This is a genomic window from Paraburkholderia sp. RL17-381-BIF-C (assembly GCF_046026435.1).
GTDB lineage: Bacteria > Pseudomonadota > Gammaproteobacteria > Burkholderiales > Burkholderiaceae > Paraburkholderia.
In genome coordinates this window covers 58,445-73,498 of record NZ_JARESX010000003.1, presented here as the reverse complement: position 1 = coordinate 73,498, position 15,054 = coordinate 58,445, and the positions used below count along the sequence as shown (strand labels likewise).

Annotated in this window: 10 protein-coding genes and 1 pseudogene; 2 read left to right on the top strand and 9 right to left on the bottom strand. The window is 62.2% G+C overall.

Translation table 11 applies throughout. From position 1 onward, the window contains the following. Nucleotides 1-18 precede the first annotated feature (18 nt). From P0D70_RS03275 to adh, 4 genes and pseudogenes are all read right to left on the bottom strand, one after another. Complete coding sequence (locus tag P0D70_RS03275; RefSeq protein WP_408182551.1) at nt 19-810, bottom strand: phosphate/phosphite/phosphonate ABC transporter substrate-binding protein; 792 nt, start codon at nt 808-810, stop codon at nt 19-21. A 25-nt stretch (nt 811-835) separates the two neighbouring features. Continuing rightward, nucleotides 836-1,114 (bottom strand): DUF1488 family protein, encoded by a 279-nt coding sequence (locus tag P0D70_RS03270; protein WP_091809223.1) that lies wholly within the window; start codon nt 1,112-1,114, stop codon nt 836-838. A 189-nt stretch (nt 1,115-1,303) separates the two neighbouring features. Next, nucleotides 1,304-4,483, bottom strand: coding sequence for an EAL domain-containing protein (locus tag P0D70_RS03265; protein ID WP_408182545.1), 3,180 nt, complete (start codon nt 4,481-4,483; stop codon nt 1,304-1,306). A 332-nt stretch (nt 4,484-4,815) separates the two neighbouring features. Next, a pseudogene (gene adh, locus P0D70_RS03260) lies at nt 4,816-6,335 on the bottom strand (aldehyde dehydrogenase). A 426-nt stretch (nt 6,336-6,761) separates the two neighbouring features. Between adh and P0D70_RS03255 the strand changes: the two are divergent. Next, on the top strand, nt 6,762-8,489 hold the full coding sequence (locus tag P0D70_RS03255) for a methanol/ethanol family PQQ-dependent dehydrogenase (protein ID WP_408182543.1): 1,728 nt from the start codon (nt 6,762-6,764) through the stop codon (nt 8,487-8,489). Between the two features lie 90 nt (nt 8,490-8,579). After that, nucleotides 8,580-9,812, top strand: coding sequence for a c-type cytochrome (locus P0D70_RS03250; RefSeq protein ID WP_091807650.1), 1,233 nt, complete (start codon nt 8,580-8,582; stop codon nt 9,810-9,812). Between the two features lie 193 nt (nt 9,813-10,005). Here the strand turns inward: P0D70_RS03250 and pqqD are convergent, their stop codons facing one another. The 5 genes from pqqD to P0D70_RS03225 form a co-directional block, all read right to left on the bottom strand. Next, complete coding sequence (gene pqqD, locus P0D70_RS03245; protein ID WP_091807652.1) at nt 10,006-10,287, bottom strand: pyrroloquinoline quinone biosynthesis peptide chaperone PqqD; 282 nt, start codon at nt 10,285-10,287, stop codon at nt 10,006-10,008. 130 nt (nt 10,288-10,417) lie between these two features. Beyond that, on the bottom strand, nt 10,418-10,492 hold the full coding sequence (gene pqqA, locus P0D70_RS03240; protein WP_007178434.1) for a pyrroloquinoline quinone precursor peptide PqqA: 75 nt from the start codon (nt 10,490-10,492) through the stop codon (nt 10,418-10,420). Between the two features lie 263 nt (nt 10,493-10,755). Further along, nucleotides 10,756-12,729 carry a sigma-54-dependent Fis family transcriptional regulator gene (locus tag P0D70_RS03235; protein ID WP_408182540.1) on the bottom strand — a complete coding sequence of 658 codons (1,974 nt, stop codon included), beginning with the start codon at nt 12,727-12,729 and terminating at the stop codon, nt 10,756-10,758. 281 nt (nt 12,730-13,010) lie between these two features. Beyond that, nucleotides 13,011-14,099 carry a fatty acid desaturase gene (locus P0D70_RS03230; RefSeq protein ID WP_408182538.1) on the bottom strand — a complete coding sequence of 363 codons (1,089 nt, stop codon included), beginning with the start codon at nt 14,097-14,099 and terminating at the stop codon, nt 13,011-13,013. Nucleotides 14,100-14,249: 150 nt separating this feature from the next. Further along, on the bottom strand, nt 14,250-15,038 hold the full coding sequence (locus P0D70_RS03225; protein WP_408182536.1) for a CDP-diacylglycerol diphosphatase: 789 nt from the start codon (nt 15,036-15,038) through the stop codon (nt 14,250-14,252). Nucleotides 15,039-15,054: the final 16 nt, after the last annotated feature.

Sequence of the window (15,054 nt, the reverse complement as noted above, 5' to 3'; positions counted from 1 at the left end):
CAGCAGTAAGGGCGCAACTCAGGCGAGGCGCGTATAGCCGACGGCGCGCGCCTCGCTTTCAAGCTGTTCGATGCGGTCGTAATCCGAGCGCGGCAACACGGAAAACCCCTGCAAACGCAGGCGTTTCGCACGCTCGGGCTGGATCACGAGTACCTCGTTCAACGCTTCGCGCAATGCTTCCACGGTAGCCGTGGGTACCGTGTCGGAAGCGATCAAAGGCAGGCCCGGCGAGGGCGCTGTCGTGCCGATCCGGCGCACCTGACGGGCCAGTTCCGGCATTTCGTCGCAGACGAAAGCGAAGGTCACGCAATCGATCGCCGCGACATCCGCGTGATTTTCGGCCACCGCGCGCAACGAGCCGAGATGCGAGCCGGTTCGCAATACCGCGCTGAAAAATAGACCAGCGCGCGCGAGCGGCGCCACGGCGTGGCGAAACACGTTCATGCCGCTATTCGAATCGTCCTGGTTGTACGCCGCACGCGCGCCGCGACACGCCGCTAATGTATCGAACGGCGCATCCGCGCGCGTCACCAGCACGCTTGAATAATGCGCGCCCTCGCAACCCGGCGCGTCAAAGCGCGGCGTCGCGATCAGTTGTACCTGGTCCTGCAAGCCATGCATGAACGGATAGCCGCAGGTTTGCGAGATCAGCAGATTGGGGCGCCGCCAGAAGCCGTGCAATTCTTCGTCCGGTTCGACGATGCGGCACGCCGGCTTGACCATGCGCAGCACGTCGGCGAGCCACTCGCGCCACTCGAAGTCGAGCGCGGGTGTGACGTTATACATTGGCAGGGCGGCGATCCAGGTCATGACGCTATTCTGGCATGCCTGCTATTTAATGTCTGACCATTCGGAATTCGTCGAGGCCGAGACGCACCGGCTCCGACGGTCTGAACGCCCATTTCTGCGCGGCGACCGAAAGGATTTCCAGTTGCGCATCCTCGAATGCGACGAGCAGGTCCTGCTTGCGCTTGCTCGCCGCGCCGCAATAGGTCACGAGTGCTTCGGCGCTGACCTCGAAGATCTGCGCGCGATCATCGCAGCACACCCGGAACGCGACCGTCGCGCATTCCGTCACACAGGGCCTGAACCCTTCATCCACATAGACTGACATGGCCATCTCCCGCCGCACGCCCGAGTCATCAGGATGACAAGTCGTAAGCTCGCGGTATGTGGGAAAACCGGCATTTGCCGTGAAATGGCCGCGACTTTATCCGCTCCGGCGAGCGGCGGCTTCGCCGGTGACCCTCAAGCGCCCGAGTTACTGCGGGAACACCCGTACGAGCGCGACAGGACGCGCCGCTCACGCCACCATGTGCGCATGGGTCCAGGACCACAAATCGGCCGGCGACAACGACTTCGAAAACAGAAAGCCCTGCAGTTCGTCACAACCGATCGTACGAAGAATGCGCGCCTGATGCTCGCTCTCGACACCCTCGGCGACCACCCGCAGACCCAATTCATGGCCGAGTTCGATGATCGTGCGGACGATGGCAAGGTCCGCGCGGGCATCGAGCATGTCGAGCACGAACGCGCGATCGATCTTGAGCCGATCGAGCGGAAAGCGGTTCAGATAGCTGAGGCTCGAATAGCCGATGCCGAAATCGTCGAGCGCGAGTTTGACTCCGAGCGCGCGGATCGCGTTGATCATGGCGAGATAGTTTTCCGCGTTGTCCATCAACACGGTCTCGGTGATCTCGAGTTCTAGCCGCGACGGCTCGACGCCATGCCGCGCGAGACTGTCCGCGAGCGTGCCTATCAGGTCCGAATCGCGCAACTGGATGGCCGACAGGTTGATCGACACGCGTAGCGGCATCAGGCCTTGCGCGTCCCACTCGGCGATCTGCCGGCAGGCTTCGTCGATCACCCACGCGCCGATCGGAATGATGAGCCGCGTGTCTTCCGCGACCGGAATGAATTGCGCGGGCGACACGATGCCGATTTGCGGACTGTTCCAACGCAGCAGCCCTTCGACTGCTAGCAGTTCGCCCGTGTGCGCATCGACGCACGGCTGGTACTCGAGCCGGAACTCGTGCATCGCAATGGCGGTGCGCAGGCAGGCTTCGAGCGTCAGCCGGTAGCGCGTGCGTTCGGCAATGTCGGGCGCGAAGAACTTCACGAGATTGCGCCCCGCACCCTTCGCCTGGTACATCGCGGCGTCGGCGTTCTGCATCAGCGTCTCGATGTCCTCGCCGTCCTCGGGGAACAGCGCCACGCCGACACTGCACGACACCTGCAGCGTAACGCCGCCGACCTCGTGCGGCTGGCGCACGAGCGGCAGCAGACGATCCTCGATCGTACGCGTCACGTCCGCCGCGTTGCTGACGCCGTTCAGGATCACGGTGAACTCGTCGCCGCCGAGCCGGCTCACCGTGTCGTTGCTGCGCACGGCTTGCAACAGGCGTCGCGAGACCGAGCGCAGCAGACTGTCGCCAATGTGATGACCCAGTGAATCGTTAATGTTCTTGAAGCGGTCGAGATCGATGAACAACACCGCGACGCGCTGCCCCGTGCGCCGCGCGTTGCCGAGCACCACGCCGAGGCGTTTCACGAACAGCTCGCGGTTCGGCAACTCCGTCAGCACGTCGTGCTCGGCGAGGAACTGGATGCGCGCCTCGCTCTTCTTGCGGTCGGTGATATCGATCAGCGTGCAGATGTAGTGCGACAGGTTCGCGCGCCGGTCGCGCACCGCGCTCACCATCAGCCACGCCGGATAGTCACTGCCCGCGCGCCGGCGCACGTGTGCTTCACCGTGCCATGCGCTCAGGCGGTCGACGGAATCGATCACGCCCGGGAGAATGTCGTCATGCTCCTGCGAGGCGAAGAGGAAAGCGGGCTCCTTGCCTGTCACGTCGTCGGCGCGATATCCCGTTGCTCGATAGAACGACGCGTTGGCGGTCACGAGCCGCCGTTGCGCATCGAGAATCAGGATCGCTTCGGAAGACGCCTCGAACACCTTGCCCCACAATTCCAGGCGCTGCTCCATCAGCTTGATCTGGTTGATCGGTGTGAAGGCGGTCAGCACGGCGTCGCGCCCCTGGAAGTCGAGGCGCCGCGCCGACAGCATGGCCCATGTGGACTCTTTGGCGGCTTTCCAGTGCACCTCGAATTCGTCGACCGCCTCGCGGTCGGAGAGCTGCTGGAAAAAACGCGCGCGCACCTCCGAGTCGAGGCCGACGGCCCACGGGTCGACCGTACAGCCGTTCAGCCAGTAAAGCGCGGGCTTGTTAGCGTGCAACACCTCGTGCCCCGGGATCGACGTGACGACCATCGGCACCGGGGTCGCCTCGACGAGCGCGTACTGGGCGGCCGACGCGCGTGCGGTCGCCGCGAGTTCCTTCTGCACGTCGCGCTCGCGATCGAGTTGCGCGAGCATGTCGTTGAAACCGCGCACCAGTTGGCCGATTTCGTCCTGGCTATGCCAGCGGGCGCGCAGCGAATGGTCGCCCGTGCGTCGCACCGTGTCCATCACGCGCGCGAGCTGGCGCAGTGGCCGCGAAATCTGCTGGGCGACGAAATACACCATGCTCAGGATCGCGCACAGCAGAAATAGCGCTGTGCCGAGATGCAGCCACATGCGCTCAAAGAGGCCGCGCACGCGCTCGTGCAGCAGTCGTTCGAGCTGATTGCCGGTCGCGCTCCACGCGTCGCTCACGCTCATCACCACGCGCTGCTGGGCGGCATCGAGCGCGGCGAGGGTGGCGTCATCCGAGCCGGCATCGACGGCGGCGCCGGCCACACGCCGATACGCGTCGATCGCGGCGAGCATGCGCGTGAGGGGCGGGCCGATCGTCGTGGTCAGCGTGCCGTTCGTGGCCGCGGCCTCCGCATAGTCAGAACGCAGTCCCTGCAATACCGCATCGAGCTGGCCTTCCAGTACGAGGTAGCGGGTCCGCATCTCGTCGTGGCTCATCCGTGCAGCGTGAAGACGCGCGCCGGCGTCGTGCAGGTGGCGGCCCATCCGGTTGACGTCGCCGAGCAGCTCCGGATAGCGCAGGATCGACAGCGACATCGAGTAGTAGCTGTCGAGGTCTGGGTCCAGAATCAGGTTCGACTGGTTGCCGACGCGTGTGACCAGCTCGCGTGTCGCTTCGAGGCCGACGTCCACTGTCGCGGCGCCCGCATGCGGCGCGGCGCTGGCCGTCAGCGCCGCGAGCACACGCGCATTGAGTTCCGCGCTTTGCATGTTCGCGCCATAGCGGCGCTCCGCGTCGGCAAGCCCGTCCGCCGTGCGTTTCAACTGGGCCGCCGTTCGCGGCTGCCCGGCCCCCGCGAGCGCGAAGTCGATGAGCGCGTCGTGTACGGCCGCGACGTAGGCGTTGCCGACCAGCTCCTTGTCGGAGAAGTCGATCGCGATGTATTTCTCGTGGATCAGAATGCCGCTGATGTACAGCACCGCGCTCAGGTCGAGCAGATAGATCAGCAGCAGCTTGCGGCCGACGCGAAGGCGCGCGAGAAACCGGAAGAACAGATTGCGTTTCATAGGCGCTGCCGCTCGACCGCGAAGCTTTCACCGCGTGCGCCATAAGCCAGACGTTTCACTGCGTTTCTCCATGCGGGGAGCGCCGGACCCGGGTCAGGTCCGAAGGCGGAAAAACCCCCTGATCATGGTATCGACCGGTTGGAGAACTTCTTTAGTCTTCGCTTAAAACTCACCATTACGGTGCCGGAAACGCTGCATCACGGTGCGGATTTCGAGTTCCGGCGGCACTTGCTCACCGGATTGCTGCATGAGTGGAAGTTAAGCCGGGCAGGTCGAGGCTTACGCTAGCCAGGTTTCTGGAGCGGCTCCACGCCACTCCAGATCTTCGTGCGTTAGAAGAAGCCCAACGGCTTGTCGCTATAGCTCACGAGCAGGTTCTTCGTTTGCTGATAGTGGTCGAGCATCATCTTGTGCGTTTCGCGGCCAATGCCGGACTGCTTGTAGCCGCCAAACGCCGCATGCGCCGGATAGGCGTGGTAGCAGTTGGTCCACACGCGGCCCGCCTGAATCTGCCTGCCGAAGCGGTAGGCACGTGTGCCGTCGCGCGTCCACACGCCGGCGCCGAGGCCGTAGAGCGAGTCGTTGGCAATTTCGAGCGCCTCTTCTTCGTTCCTGAACGTCGTGACCGAGACTACCGGTCCGAAAATCTCTTCCTGGAAGATGCGCATCTTGTTGTGGCCGCGGAACACGGTCGGCTTGACGTAATAGCCTTTGCTCAATTCGCCGCCAAGCGCATGCGCTCACCGCCGATCAGGCATTCGGCGCCCTCCTGTTTGCCCAGGTCGACATACGAAAGAATCTTCTCCAACTGTTCCTGCGAGGCCTGCGCACCGATCATCGTTCTGGTGTCGAGCGGATGCCCTTGCGTGATGGCGGCGACGCGTTTCAGCGCGCGTTCCATGAAGCGGTCGTAAATCTTTTCTTCGATCAATACGCGTGACGGACACGTGCACACTTCACCCTGATTCAACGCGAACATCGCGAAGCCTTCGAGAGCCTTGTCGAAAAACCCGTCGTCACGATCGATCACGTCGGCGAAGAAAATGTTCGGGCTTTTGCCGCCAAGTTCGAGCGTGACGGGAATGATGTTCTGGCTCGCGTACTGCATGATGAGGCGGCCGGTCGAAGTCTCTCCGGTAAACGCAATCTTGGCGATGCGCTTGCTCGATGCCAGCGGCTTGCCGGCTTCGAGGCCGAAACCGTTGACCACATTCAGCACACCCGGCGGCAGCAAGTCCTGAATCAGTTCGACCAGCACGAGAATCGATGCGGGTGTCTGCTCGGCAGGCTTGAGCACGATGCAGTTTCCCGCTGCGAGTGCCGGCGCAACTTTCCACACGGCCATCAGGATCGGGAAATTCCACGGAATGATCTGACCGACCACACCCAGTGGCTCATGAAAATGATAGGCCACGGTATCCGCGTCGATCTCGGAGAGCGTCCCTTCCTGTGCGCGAATGCAACCGGCGAAATAGCGGAAATGATCGATCGCGAGCGGGATGTCGGCGGCGAGCGTTTCGCGGATTGGTTTGCCGTTGTCGATCGATTCGGCGAATGCGATGCGCGAGAGGTTCTGCTCCATGCGGTCCGCAATACGGTTCAGGATGTTCGCGCGCAAGGCGGGCGACGTATCGGCCCAGGCTTTGCGGGCGCGGTGAGCCGCATCCAGAGCGAGTTCGATATCTTCTTCCGTCGAACGGGGAATCGACGTAAAGGGTTCGCCGGTGATCGGCGACACGTTGTCGAAGTACTCGCCACGCACCGGAGGAACCCACTCGCCGCCGATGAAATTGGCGTATTGCCGCGCATACGGAAATTCGACATCGAGAAACTGCATATCTGCGTGATTCATGCCTGACTCCTCCAAATGATTGTCTGAATGCCGACGGAGAAAGCGCGCTTTGGCGTGACGTGTGCGCATCACTGCGGCTCTTCATCGTGCGGAGCATTCAGCGAGAAGCGTGCCATTGGACCTGAGTGTGCGGCATGCATAGCGACGAGCGCGGTTCATTCACGCGCGCTTTGCTTCATCGGTCGGGCAACTGTCATTTTTAGCAACACATGTGCGTTCGAATGTGCCACGCCGCAACACTGCCGGCACGCATGGAGAGCCGCTCTTTCACGCGATTGCGGCGCGCTTTCATCGACCATCGCGGCCCGAGGCGCACTTGCCGTCAATGGCACGCGACTTGCCTTGAATGGCCCGCAGCCAGTCTGCGTTCACTAGACGATGGCGCCGCCGCACGGCCTCGCGTCGACAACTCAACAGGAGACAAGGATGAAAGCACGTTTAGCTTCGGCGACGCGGCCCACGGCGCTTGCAATGAGCGTGGCGACCGCCGTCAGTCTGTTATTCGGATCGGCGATGGCCGCCGGCGACTACCCGGCCGTCACCTATGAGCGATTGACCGCTGCGCAGAGCGATCCCGGCTGGCTCACGTACTACCGCACCTATAACGGCCAGGCGCACTCGCCGCTCAAACAGATCGACACTGCGAACGTGAAGAACCTCAAACAGGTCTGGAGCTACAAGTTTCCGGCGGACCTGCAGCAGGGATTCGAAGCCACGCCGATCGTCAACGGACGCTTTCTCTTCGTGACCACGCCGAAGGACAACGTCTATGCATTCGACGCGGTAACCGGCAAGCAATTGTGGAAGTTCGAACCGAAGCTCGGTGCGGAGTCGTTCAAGACGGCATGTTGCGACGTGATCAATCGTGGCGTGGCCCTGTATGGCAAGAACGTCTACGTCGCGATGCTGAGCGGTGACGTGGTCGCACTCGACGCGCAGACTGGCGCGGTTGCGTGGCGCAAGCAGATGTTCGAGCCGGGGCTCGGCTATGCATTCTCGCTGGCGCCGCTCGCGCTCGACGGCGCATTGGTGGTGGGCAGCGCCGGCGGCGAATACGGCGCGCGCGGCTTTATCGCAGCGTTGAATCCGGACGACGGCAATGTGCTGTGGAAGCGCTTTACGGTGCCCGCGGCTGGCGAGAAGGGTGGAGATACGTGGCCGAACGGCATGCAGGAACATGGCGGCGCGCCGGCCTGGCTGACGGGCACTTACGACGCCGCATCGAAAACGCTTTACTGGGGCGTGGGCAACCCAGGCCCGTGGCTGGCCGATCTGCGTCCGGGCGACAACCTTTACTCCGATTCGCTCCTCGCACTCGATCCGAAGAACGGCAATCTCAAATGGCATTATCAGTACACCAAACATGACACATGGGACTACGACGGCGTGAATACGCCGGTGCTGGCGACGATCAAGTATCAGGACAAGGAGTACGACGCGATCATTCACGCGGACCGCAATGGTTTCTTCCATGCGATCGACCGCGGTACAGGCAAGCTGATCTATGCGAAGCCGTTCGTGACGGCGACTTCGGTAACGGGCTATACGGCGGATGGCGCGCCGATTCAGGACGCGTCGAAGTACCCGAAGGCCGGCACGACGATCGAAACCTGCCCGAGCTTCCTCGGCGGCAAGAACTGGTGGTCGGTTTCGTACGATCCGGACAAGCACATTGCAGTCGTCCCGGCTTTGCACGCATGCATGTCGCTGTCGGGCAAATCGGTGAACTACATGGAAGGCTTGCCGTACCTCGGCGAAGGCTTCGAAATCAAACCGGAACCCGGCAGCAAGGGTTATGGCGAGCTGCAGGCGATCAATGTCGACACGGGCAAGAAAATCTGGAGCCACTGGAGCAAGATGCCGTGGAACGGCGGCGTGGCGACCACGGCCGGTGGTCTTGCGTTTAGCGGCTCGCTCGACGGCCACCTGTACGCATTCGATGTGACGACCGGCAAGGTGTTGTGGCAGAGCCCGAAGCTGGCAAGCGGAATCGTCGCTCAACCTTCGGTGTTCGAGGCCGACGGCAAGGAGTATGTCGCCATTCTCGCGGGCTACGGGGGCGCGAATCCGATCTGGGGCGGCCCGATGGCGAAGGCGGCGGAGAAGGTTCCACGCGGCGGCACGTTGTATGTGTTCGCGCTCAACCACGGCTGATGTCCACATGGCTGTCACGACAAGCCGGCCGCGTCCGCATGGACACAGTCGCCCGGTCGTGACGGTCAGGCCTTTTCTGGAAACAGGATCATGAAGACTCGACTCAATAGGTTCGCCGTTGCCGGTGTCTTGCTGGCGACCGGCGCACTGGCACCGGGACTCGCCAGCGCAGGTGTGCGCGTGTGCACGTTTCCCGGCAGTCCTTCGACCGCGCTCGACGAAGCGGTCGCGCGTGAAGCGTTTCGCACGGCCGGGATCGCGCTGTCGCTTTCTCCCGGAGGTTTCGACAGTGGCGACGACGACGGCGTCTCGCTGAAGGAACTGAACGCGGCACTGGCGAGAAAATGCGATGTGATAGCCGGCTTTCCGCGTTCGACAGTGGCGGATGGTTCCGGCAGCAAACTGACCTTCTCGCGCGGTTATCTGCGCTCCGGCTACGTCAGCATCACCACGCGAGAATCGTCCACGCCCGCCGGCGGAGCCGAGGTGGTTGCGGCAACCTATGCGAGCCCCGCGCAACTGATTGCCGTGCAGCAGCCGAACGTGAAACTCGACCTGGAGAACACAGCGGAGCTGACGGTTGACGCCGTGGCGAGCGGGCATGCGCAGCGAGCGATCGTCTGGTATCCGGCGGTGGTGGCTTACACGATCAAACATCCTGAGCGGCACTTCCGGATTGTCAATGCCGCCTCGCAGTATGCCGACTGGCAGTTGGTGTTCGCGTTCGGGAAGAACGGCGCGGGGTTACAGCCGCGAATCGACGCGGCGCTCGAAAAGATGGCATCGGACGGCCGGCTCGCGGCATTGTCTCGCCACTGGACTCTCCCCGAAGCGGCTCAGGCGAGCAGTTCTGCCGCGCCGGCGTTTGCCTATCGCGATGGCCCGGGCCGTGGCGGCGCGGTATGGCGTATGACTTTGGCATCCGGGCAGGGTTCGCAGCAAGGTCGGTTTCTCAAGGTCGATGCGAGTGCAGCCGCCGATGCGCCGGCTTTCGACCGCACGCAGGTCGCGCACGGCAAGACGCTTTACTCGAGTTCGTGTGCGAAATGCCACGGTCCGGATCTGCAGGGACTCAATGCACCCGCATTGCGCGGGCCGGCTTTTGCACCGGCTGCCAATGCGAAGCTGACTATCGGCGGGGTGTACGGATACATGGCGAACAATATGCCGGCCGACCGCCCAGGCAAGATGAAACCGCAGGATTATGCGGACATCATGGCCTTCCTGCTGTATTCGAATGGCTATAGCGCGAGCAGCACCAAACTCACCGACGATAGCGCCAAGGCATCGACCACGCCGCTCAACGCGCGCACATCGCAATAGGCCCGGTATCTTTCTTCACTGAGTTTCTTCACTGCGTCGGCCGCCATGCAACGACGACGGCCCGGCAGTCTTCCCGTCATTCACGGGGAGCGCTGGGCCGCCTTCCTTGTAACCGTCACTTTATCCATTACCCCTGACGCATGACGTGTCCCTGCTGCGAACAGGCAGCGGAGCGTCGATCAGCGCAGCCGTGTCAGTCCAGCCAGCCGCGTTGCCGCGCATGGTCGATGAAACGGTACACGTCGGCAGCGAGGTCGGACGCTCTGAACAGATCTTCCAGTTCACCGATAATGTCGTCCAGTTCGCGTGTCCCGTCGCAGCGCACGAGAATTTCCCCCGCGCTCGGATTGAGATTCACGGTGCCATCTGGAGAGAGCAGCACGTAGGTATCCCGAACGCCTTCCCATTGCAGGCGGAACTTCGTGCGCAAACAGGGCCGAAGGCTGGCGTAATGGTCGTGGTGCGGGGCATTCATACGGGTTACGCCTTTAAGATCTCTTCGAGCATCAGCCCGAGCCGGCAATCCTGGTCTTCATGGGCCATGTTCCGTGCGCCGTCACGCTCGCTCACATAAAGCGAGCGGCGTGCGGCGTTTTATCGTTGCTTTACCGATTGGCGATATACATCGTGATTTCAAAACCGAAACGCAGATCGGAATAGGCGGGGGTGGTCCATTGCATGACTGTCTCCTTGAATAAAACATGTGATTGAAGAACCGCATAGGTGAAGCGGCCGTGTCGATTAACGCAAAGTCTGTGCCGGGAGAATAGAGCCAAGTTGGAAGCTGTGAAGGATGCGCCGAATGATTAGCATGTCGAATGGACAAAAAAATAATCGATGTGTGCTGTGACGTCGCGTGTTCCGCGCTCGGACCGGGCGCGGAACACCTGTTCATTTCAGTTACAGCACTGTTGCAAATTGGAGCAGTTGTGACACCTACGAGTCAGGCCGCGTTTTCCGAGTCGCTCAAACCCTGCAACGGCAGCTTTCTATAAATCGTGTTGCGCGAGATGCCGAGCGCGCGAGCGGCCGCCGACACATTGCCGCCATGTTGTGCCACGGCTTGGGCAATGACGCTGGTGGCGACGTCTTCAAGACGTCCGCTTGGCAGCGGTAAGGCCTCTGTGCTGGCTGTGCCCGGCGCGGTAGCCGTGCGCAAGCCGTCGAAGAAATCGTCTGGCAAATGCTCGCGGCGAATCTCGCCGTCCGCATCGACCATGGCCGCCGCCGTGCGCAGAAGATTGCCCAACTGCCTGAAATTGCCCGGCCATGCGCATTGCTCGAACAGCGCCATCACGTCCGAGGCAACGCTCAGGCGCTGCCCTTCGCTGCTCTCGGCAGACGCGCATTGCAGCATCTTCTGGATGACAGCGGACAGATCCGTGCGCTCGCGCAGCGGCGGGAGTTTGACCACCATGCCGTTCAGGCGGTAGTACAAATCCTCGCGAAACCGGTTCTGCGCAATCATCTCACGCAGGTCGCGGTGGGTCGCGCAGATCACGGCGATATCGACCGGTATCGACTTCGACGAGCCAAGCGGATTGACAAGCCGTTCCTGCAGCACGCGCAGCAAGCGCACCTGCAACGGATAAGGCATGTCGCCGATTTCGTCGAGGAACAGCGTGCCGCCATTGGCTTGCAGCAGTTTGCCGACGGCGCCTTTGCGCCGCGCACCTGTGAACGCGCCTTCCTCGTAGCCGAACAACTCGGATTCGATCAGCGTTTCCGGTATCGACGCGCAGTTGACCGCGACGAACGCGCCGGAGCGTCGCGGCGAGTCGTTGTGAATCGCCTGCGCGAGCAGTTCCTTGCCGGTTCCGGTCTCACCGGTGATCAGGATCGGTATGTCCTTGCCGATCACCTTGCGGATTTTGCCGATGACTGCCGTGATCTGCGGGTCGCCCGTGTCGAGGTAGCTGAGTTTCGACAACGCACCCGCGGCTGGCGCCGCCGCTTCCGCGCGCTGGGCCGTGCGCGTCTCGCGGGTTTCCTGCGGCAGCGAGCTCGCCTCGGTGCGAGTGTCGCGGCGGAATTCGACGTGCGCGCAGACCACCGCGCCAGTGTGCAGGTTCAGCGATAAATGCCGGTCCCGGCTGACTCGCCGGTGATCGAGTAGTTGCGCGCTCGTGAGACCGAATAACGACGACAGCGTATGCGCGCGCAAGCCCGCGAGCGGCATGCCCAACTGGAATTGCGCGCTGCGATTGGCGGACAGGAAACGGCCGTCGCAGGTGAATGCGGCGATGCCTTCCATCAAGGTGCCGAGAAATTCAGGGCGGCCGTGAAAGGCGATTTGCAAGGTTTCGCGAAAGGTGCTCGTAAACAGATGATTCTCGATCATCTGCACGGACATTTTCGCCAGCGCCATGGTGTGCTGGTGATAGCTGCGATAGTCGCCGGTGACATCGAGCACGCCGATCAGATCGCCGTATGGATCGAGGATCGGCACACTGGAGCAGGTGAGAAAGCGATTGGCCGCCAGATAGTGCTGCTCGCCGTGGATGGCGGTTGGGCATCGCTCGGCGAGCGCCGTGCCGATTGCGTTCGTGCCTTGGCGGTCCTCGGCCCAGTTGGCGCCCGGGCGCAGCGCGACTTTCTCGGCGCGCCGCAGAAAGTCGTCGTCGCCGATCGAATGAAGAATCAGGCCTTCGGCGTCGGTCAGCACGATCATGCTCTGCGTGTTGACGATCTGCTCATGCAGCGTTTCCATCACCGGCGTGGCATGTGCGCAGAGCACACGGCTTTGTTCCAGCTTCAACGAAAGCTCGGCCGCGGGCAGGACGTCGTAGTCCGGCCGCATCAGCGCGCTCAAGCCGAAAGTTTCGGAGCGTTCGTGGGATTTCTGAATCGACGGTGTGAGCCAGCCGGGCTCATGGGCCGTCATTGGCGCTACAGCGTGATAGACCTCATCGCGCATTGTCTCCTCCTGCTGGTCAGCCCCGTTCGTTTTGCCGGGGTCGTGCGGGTACTTCAACAAGCAAGTCATATGCCAGTGAAGTGTTTCGCGGAGTCGGCGGTTGTTCCTGCCATCGCCTTGATGGGGCCGCTGAATTGAGCGTCAACGGAACACGTCGTCTGGATACCCGCGGTCAGTGTGTATGTTCGTGCCGAAACCCGTAGCGGGTTTGATCTGACTCAAACCATGTCCTCGGGGAAGCGATCCGGGCGACTCAATACATTGAGCCGCACTTGCGGCGCTTATAGGGACCGGTGTGTGGCCTGGCGCTTAGCCGTAGCGTGTGCGTGAGTTTCATGGCGTTCCGCGAGGCGGGCAACGGACATGAAATTTTCCCGCAATCGAGCCGAGGAAGGGGTGAAAGCAGGCGGATTGCCATGGACGGGGAGAGACGTGACATCGTGAACGGGATGAGCGATCGGAGCGAATGCATAACGTCTGAACCATTCACCATACCCGCGCACCAGAAAGCCTCCCGAGCGATCGATGTATTGCTGGCGGGACGTTTCATACACTTTCCGAAGCGCAAACCAGGGCACTTGGGGAAGGTCATGGTGTACTGCGTGATAGTTATTGTTCAGAAACAGCAGACGCCAGAACCACGCCGCTTCGTTGACGACGGTGCGATGCTCGTGCGCGTGCGCCGTACGATGTTCCTGGAACGAGCGGACCGAACCCAGCGACAGCGATCCATATCCCACACCGACAATAAAGACCCACGCCGGGACCGCGCAAACATGTTGCAGCCAGGCGGTGAGCGCGGCGAGTGCGGCGAAGTGCGCAAGCCACACCGGCACATCGCGCCATTCACCACGTCTGATCTGACGGAGCGCATCGACACCGGTCGCGGCGATGGCGAACGCGGGCCCGACCAGCAGGCGGCCGATAAACGTATTACGGAAGGTCAGCAGCGCGCGAATCGCCCAACCCGCGCGTCGCCACGCGATAGCGCTGACGAAGTAACTCTCGGGATCGCGCTCGGGATGCGTGAGATGCGGATCGTCGTGATGTCGAAGATGCGAATCGCGGTAAATGCCATACGGAAAGCACACGGCGAGCGGCGCGAAACCGAGCAGCGCGTTGACGAACGGCGAACGCGTGGGGTGGCCGTGCAGCAGTTCATGCTGCAATGACATGTACCACGTGCCGAGCACAGCCAGCAGGAGCGTAGTAAGCGGTAAGCCGAGGTCGCGCGCATGTGTCGCCACGCTGAACCATCCGCCATAGATCGTCACGATCAGCGCCCAGGTCGGCCATTGCGTGCGCCATGTCCAGCTTGTCGCGAGGCGGGCGAGTGTGTTGCGTTGCGTGTCGTCGAGGTAAATCGCCATGAAAGGGATCGGTCGGAATGCAGGTTCAGACCGATCCTACGGACCCCCGAGCATTGCCAGAACCAATTTGTTCAGCAATGCATCTGCTAAAACGTGCATAGCGGCGCCAGCTTGCGCGCGGCGGGCCGCCTGGCCTCGTTGGTCAGGCGCTTACCGGGCGTCCGCCACGCGGCACGCGTGATCGAGCAGGCCTTCGGCCGAGCCGTTGCCGTTCTCCACGTCGATCCCGCTGTTCACGACCAGCCAGCCGTCTTTTTCCGCGGAAGGCCCCGCACCCGTCACGAGGATGGTTTGCGTGGCCATCGTCCCGGCCCCCTGATTGTCCCGCGCGACGATGTGAAACGGATTGTCAGCGTGCGTGAGCGCGCTCACGCGCATGATGCGGTAACGGTTGCCGTCGAGCGTATCCCAATGCCATTCGTCAGGCGCATCTTTCGCGTGCCGCGCGAGCGCTTCACTGATATCGCCGCGCATGCAATCGATATGAATATGCAGCTGGTTTTGCGAGCGGCGGTATTGCGAGTTGATCTCGAGGCCGAGTTGATTGTCCGGCAGATCACGCTTGACCGACTTCTCGACGTAGGTCCGCGCGTTCCAGGCGTCGGCCCAGTAGTCCTGCGCGTGCGGCGCGAGCACGAGTGGGCTTTCAATGCCGGTGATGCGGTCGGTTGGAATCAATAGATATTGCGACCGTCCGACAATATCCTTCAGGATAGCGTAGCGTTTGTCCAGGTCGACTGCCGTGCATTGGCCCGGCGTGCCGGTGGCCTGTTGCGACGGCACACAGCGCAGGTCGACAATTTTCCACAGCGCATTCGAGTCGATTGTGGCGAGGCGCGCGCATGCGCTTGCAGCCAGCGCGACGGCTAACGTGGCCACGATTCGCGCACCGTAGCGAAAGCGGGCCCGTCTGCGGTGGGCGGGCGTTGGTGTTTTCATCGGCGGTAGAGTCAAA

What these genes read in the sequence shown, in the direction of transcription:
- P0D70_RS03265 (WP_408182545.1), bottom strand. Translation starts at nt 4,483, where the DNA reads ATGAAACGCAATCTGTTCTTCCGGTTTCTCGCGCGCCTTCGCGTCGGC.
- P0D70_RS03270 (WP_091809223.1), bottom strand. Translation starts at nt 1,114, where the DNA reads ATGTCAGTCTATGTGGATGAAGGGTTCAGGCCCTGTGTGACGGAATGC.
- P0D70_RS03225 (WP_408182536.1), bottom strand. Translation starts at nt 15,038, where the DNA reads ATGAAAACACCAACGCCCGCCCACCGCAGACGGGCCCGCTTTCGCTAC.
- P0D70_RS03250 (WP_091807650.1), top strand. Translation starts at nt 8,580, where the DNA reads ATGAAGACTCGACTCAATAGGTTCGCCGTTGCCGGTGTCTTGCTGGCG.
- P0D70_RS03275 (WP_408182551.1), bottom strand. Translation starts at nt 810, where the DNA reads ATGACCTGGATCGCCGCCCTGCCAATGTATAACGTCACACCCGCGCTC.
- P0D70_RS03235 (WP_408182540.1), bottom strand. Translation starts at nt 12,729, where the DNA reads ATGCGCGATGAGGTCTATCACGCTGTAGCGCCAATGACGGCCCATGAG.
- P0D70_RS03230 (WP_408182538.1), bottom strand. Translation starts at nt 14,099, where the DNA reads ATGGCGATTTACCTCGACGACACGCAACGCAACACACTCGCCCGCCTC.
- P0D70_RS03255 (WP_408182543.1), top strand. Translation starts at nt 6,762, where the DNA reads ATGAAAGCACGTTTAGCTTCGGCGACGCGGCCCACGGCGCTTGCAATG.
- pqqD (WP_091807652.1), bottom strand. Translation starts at nt 10,287, where the DNA reads ATGAATGCCCCGCACCACGACCATTACGCCAGCCTTCGGCCCTGTTTG.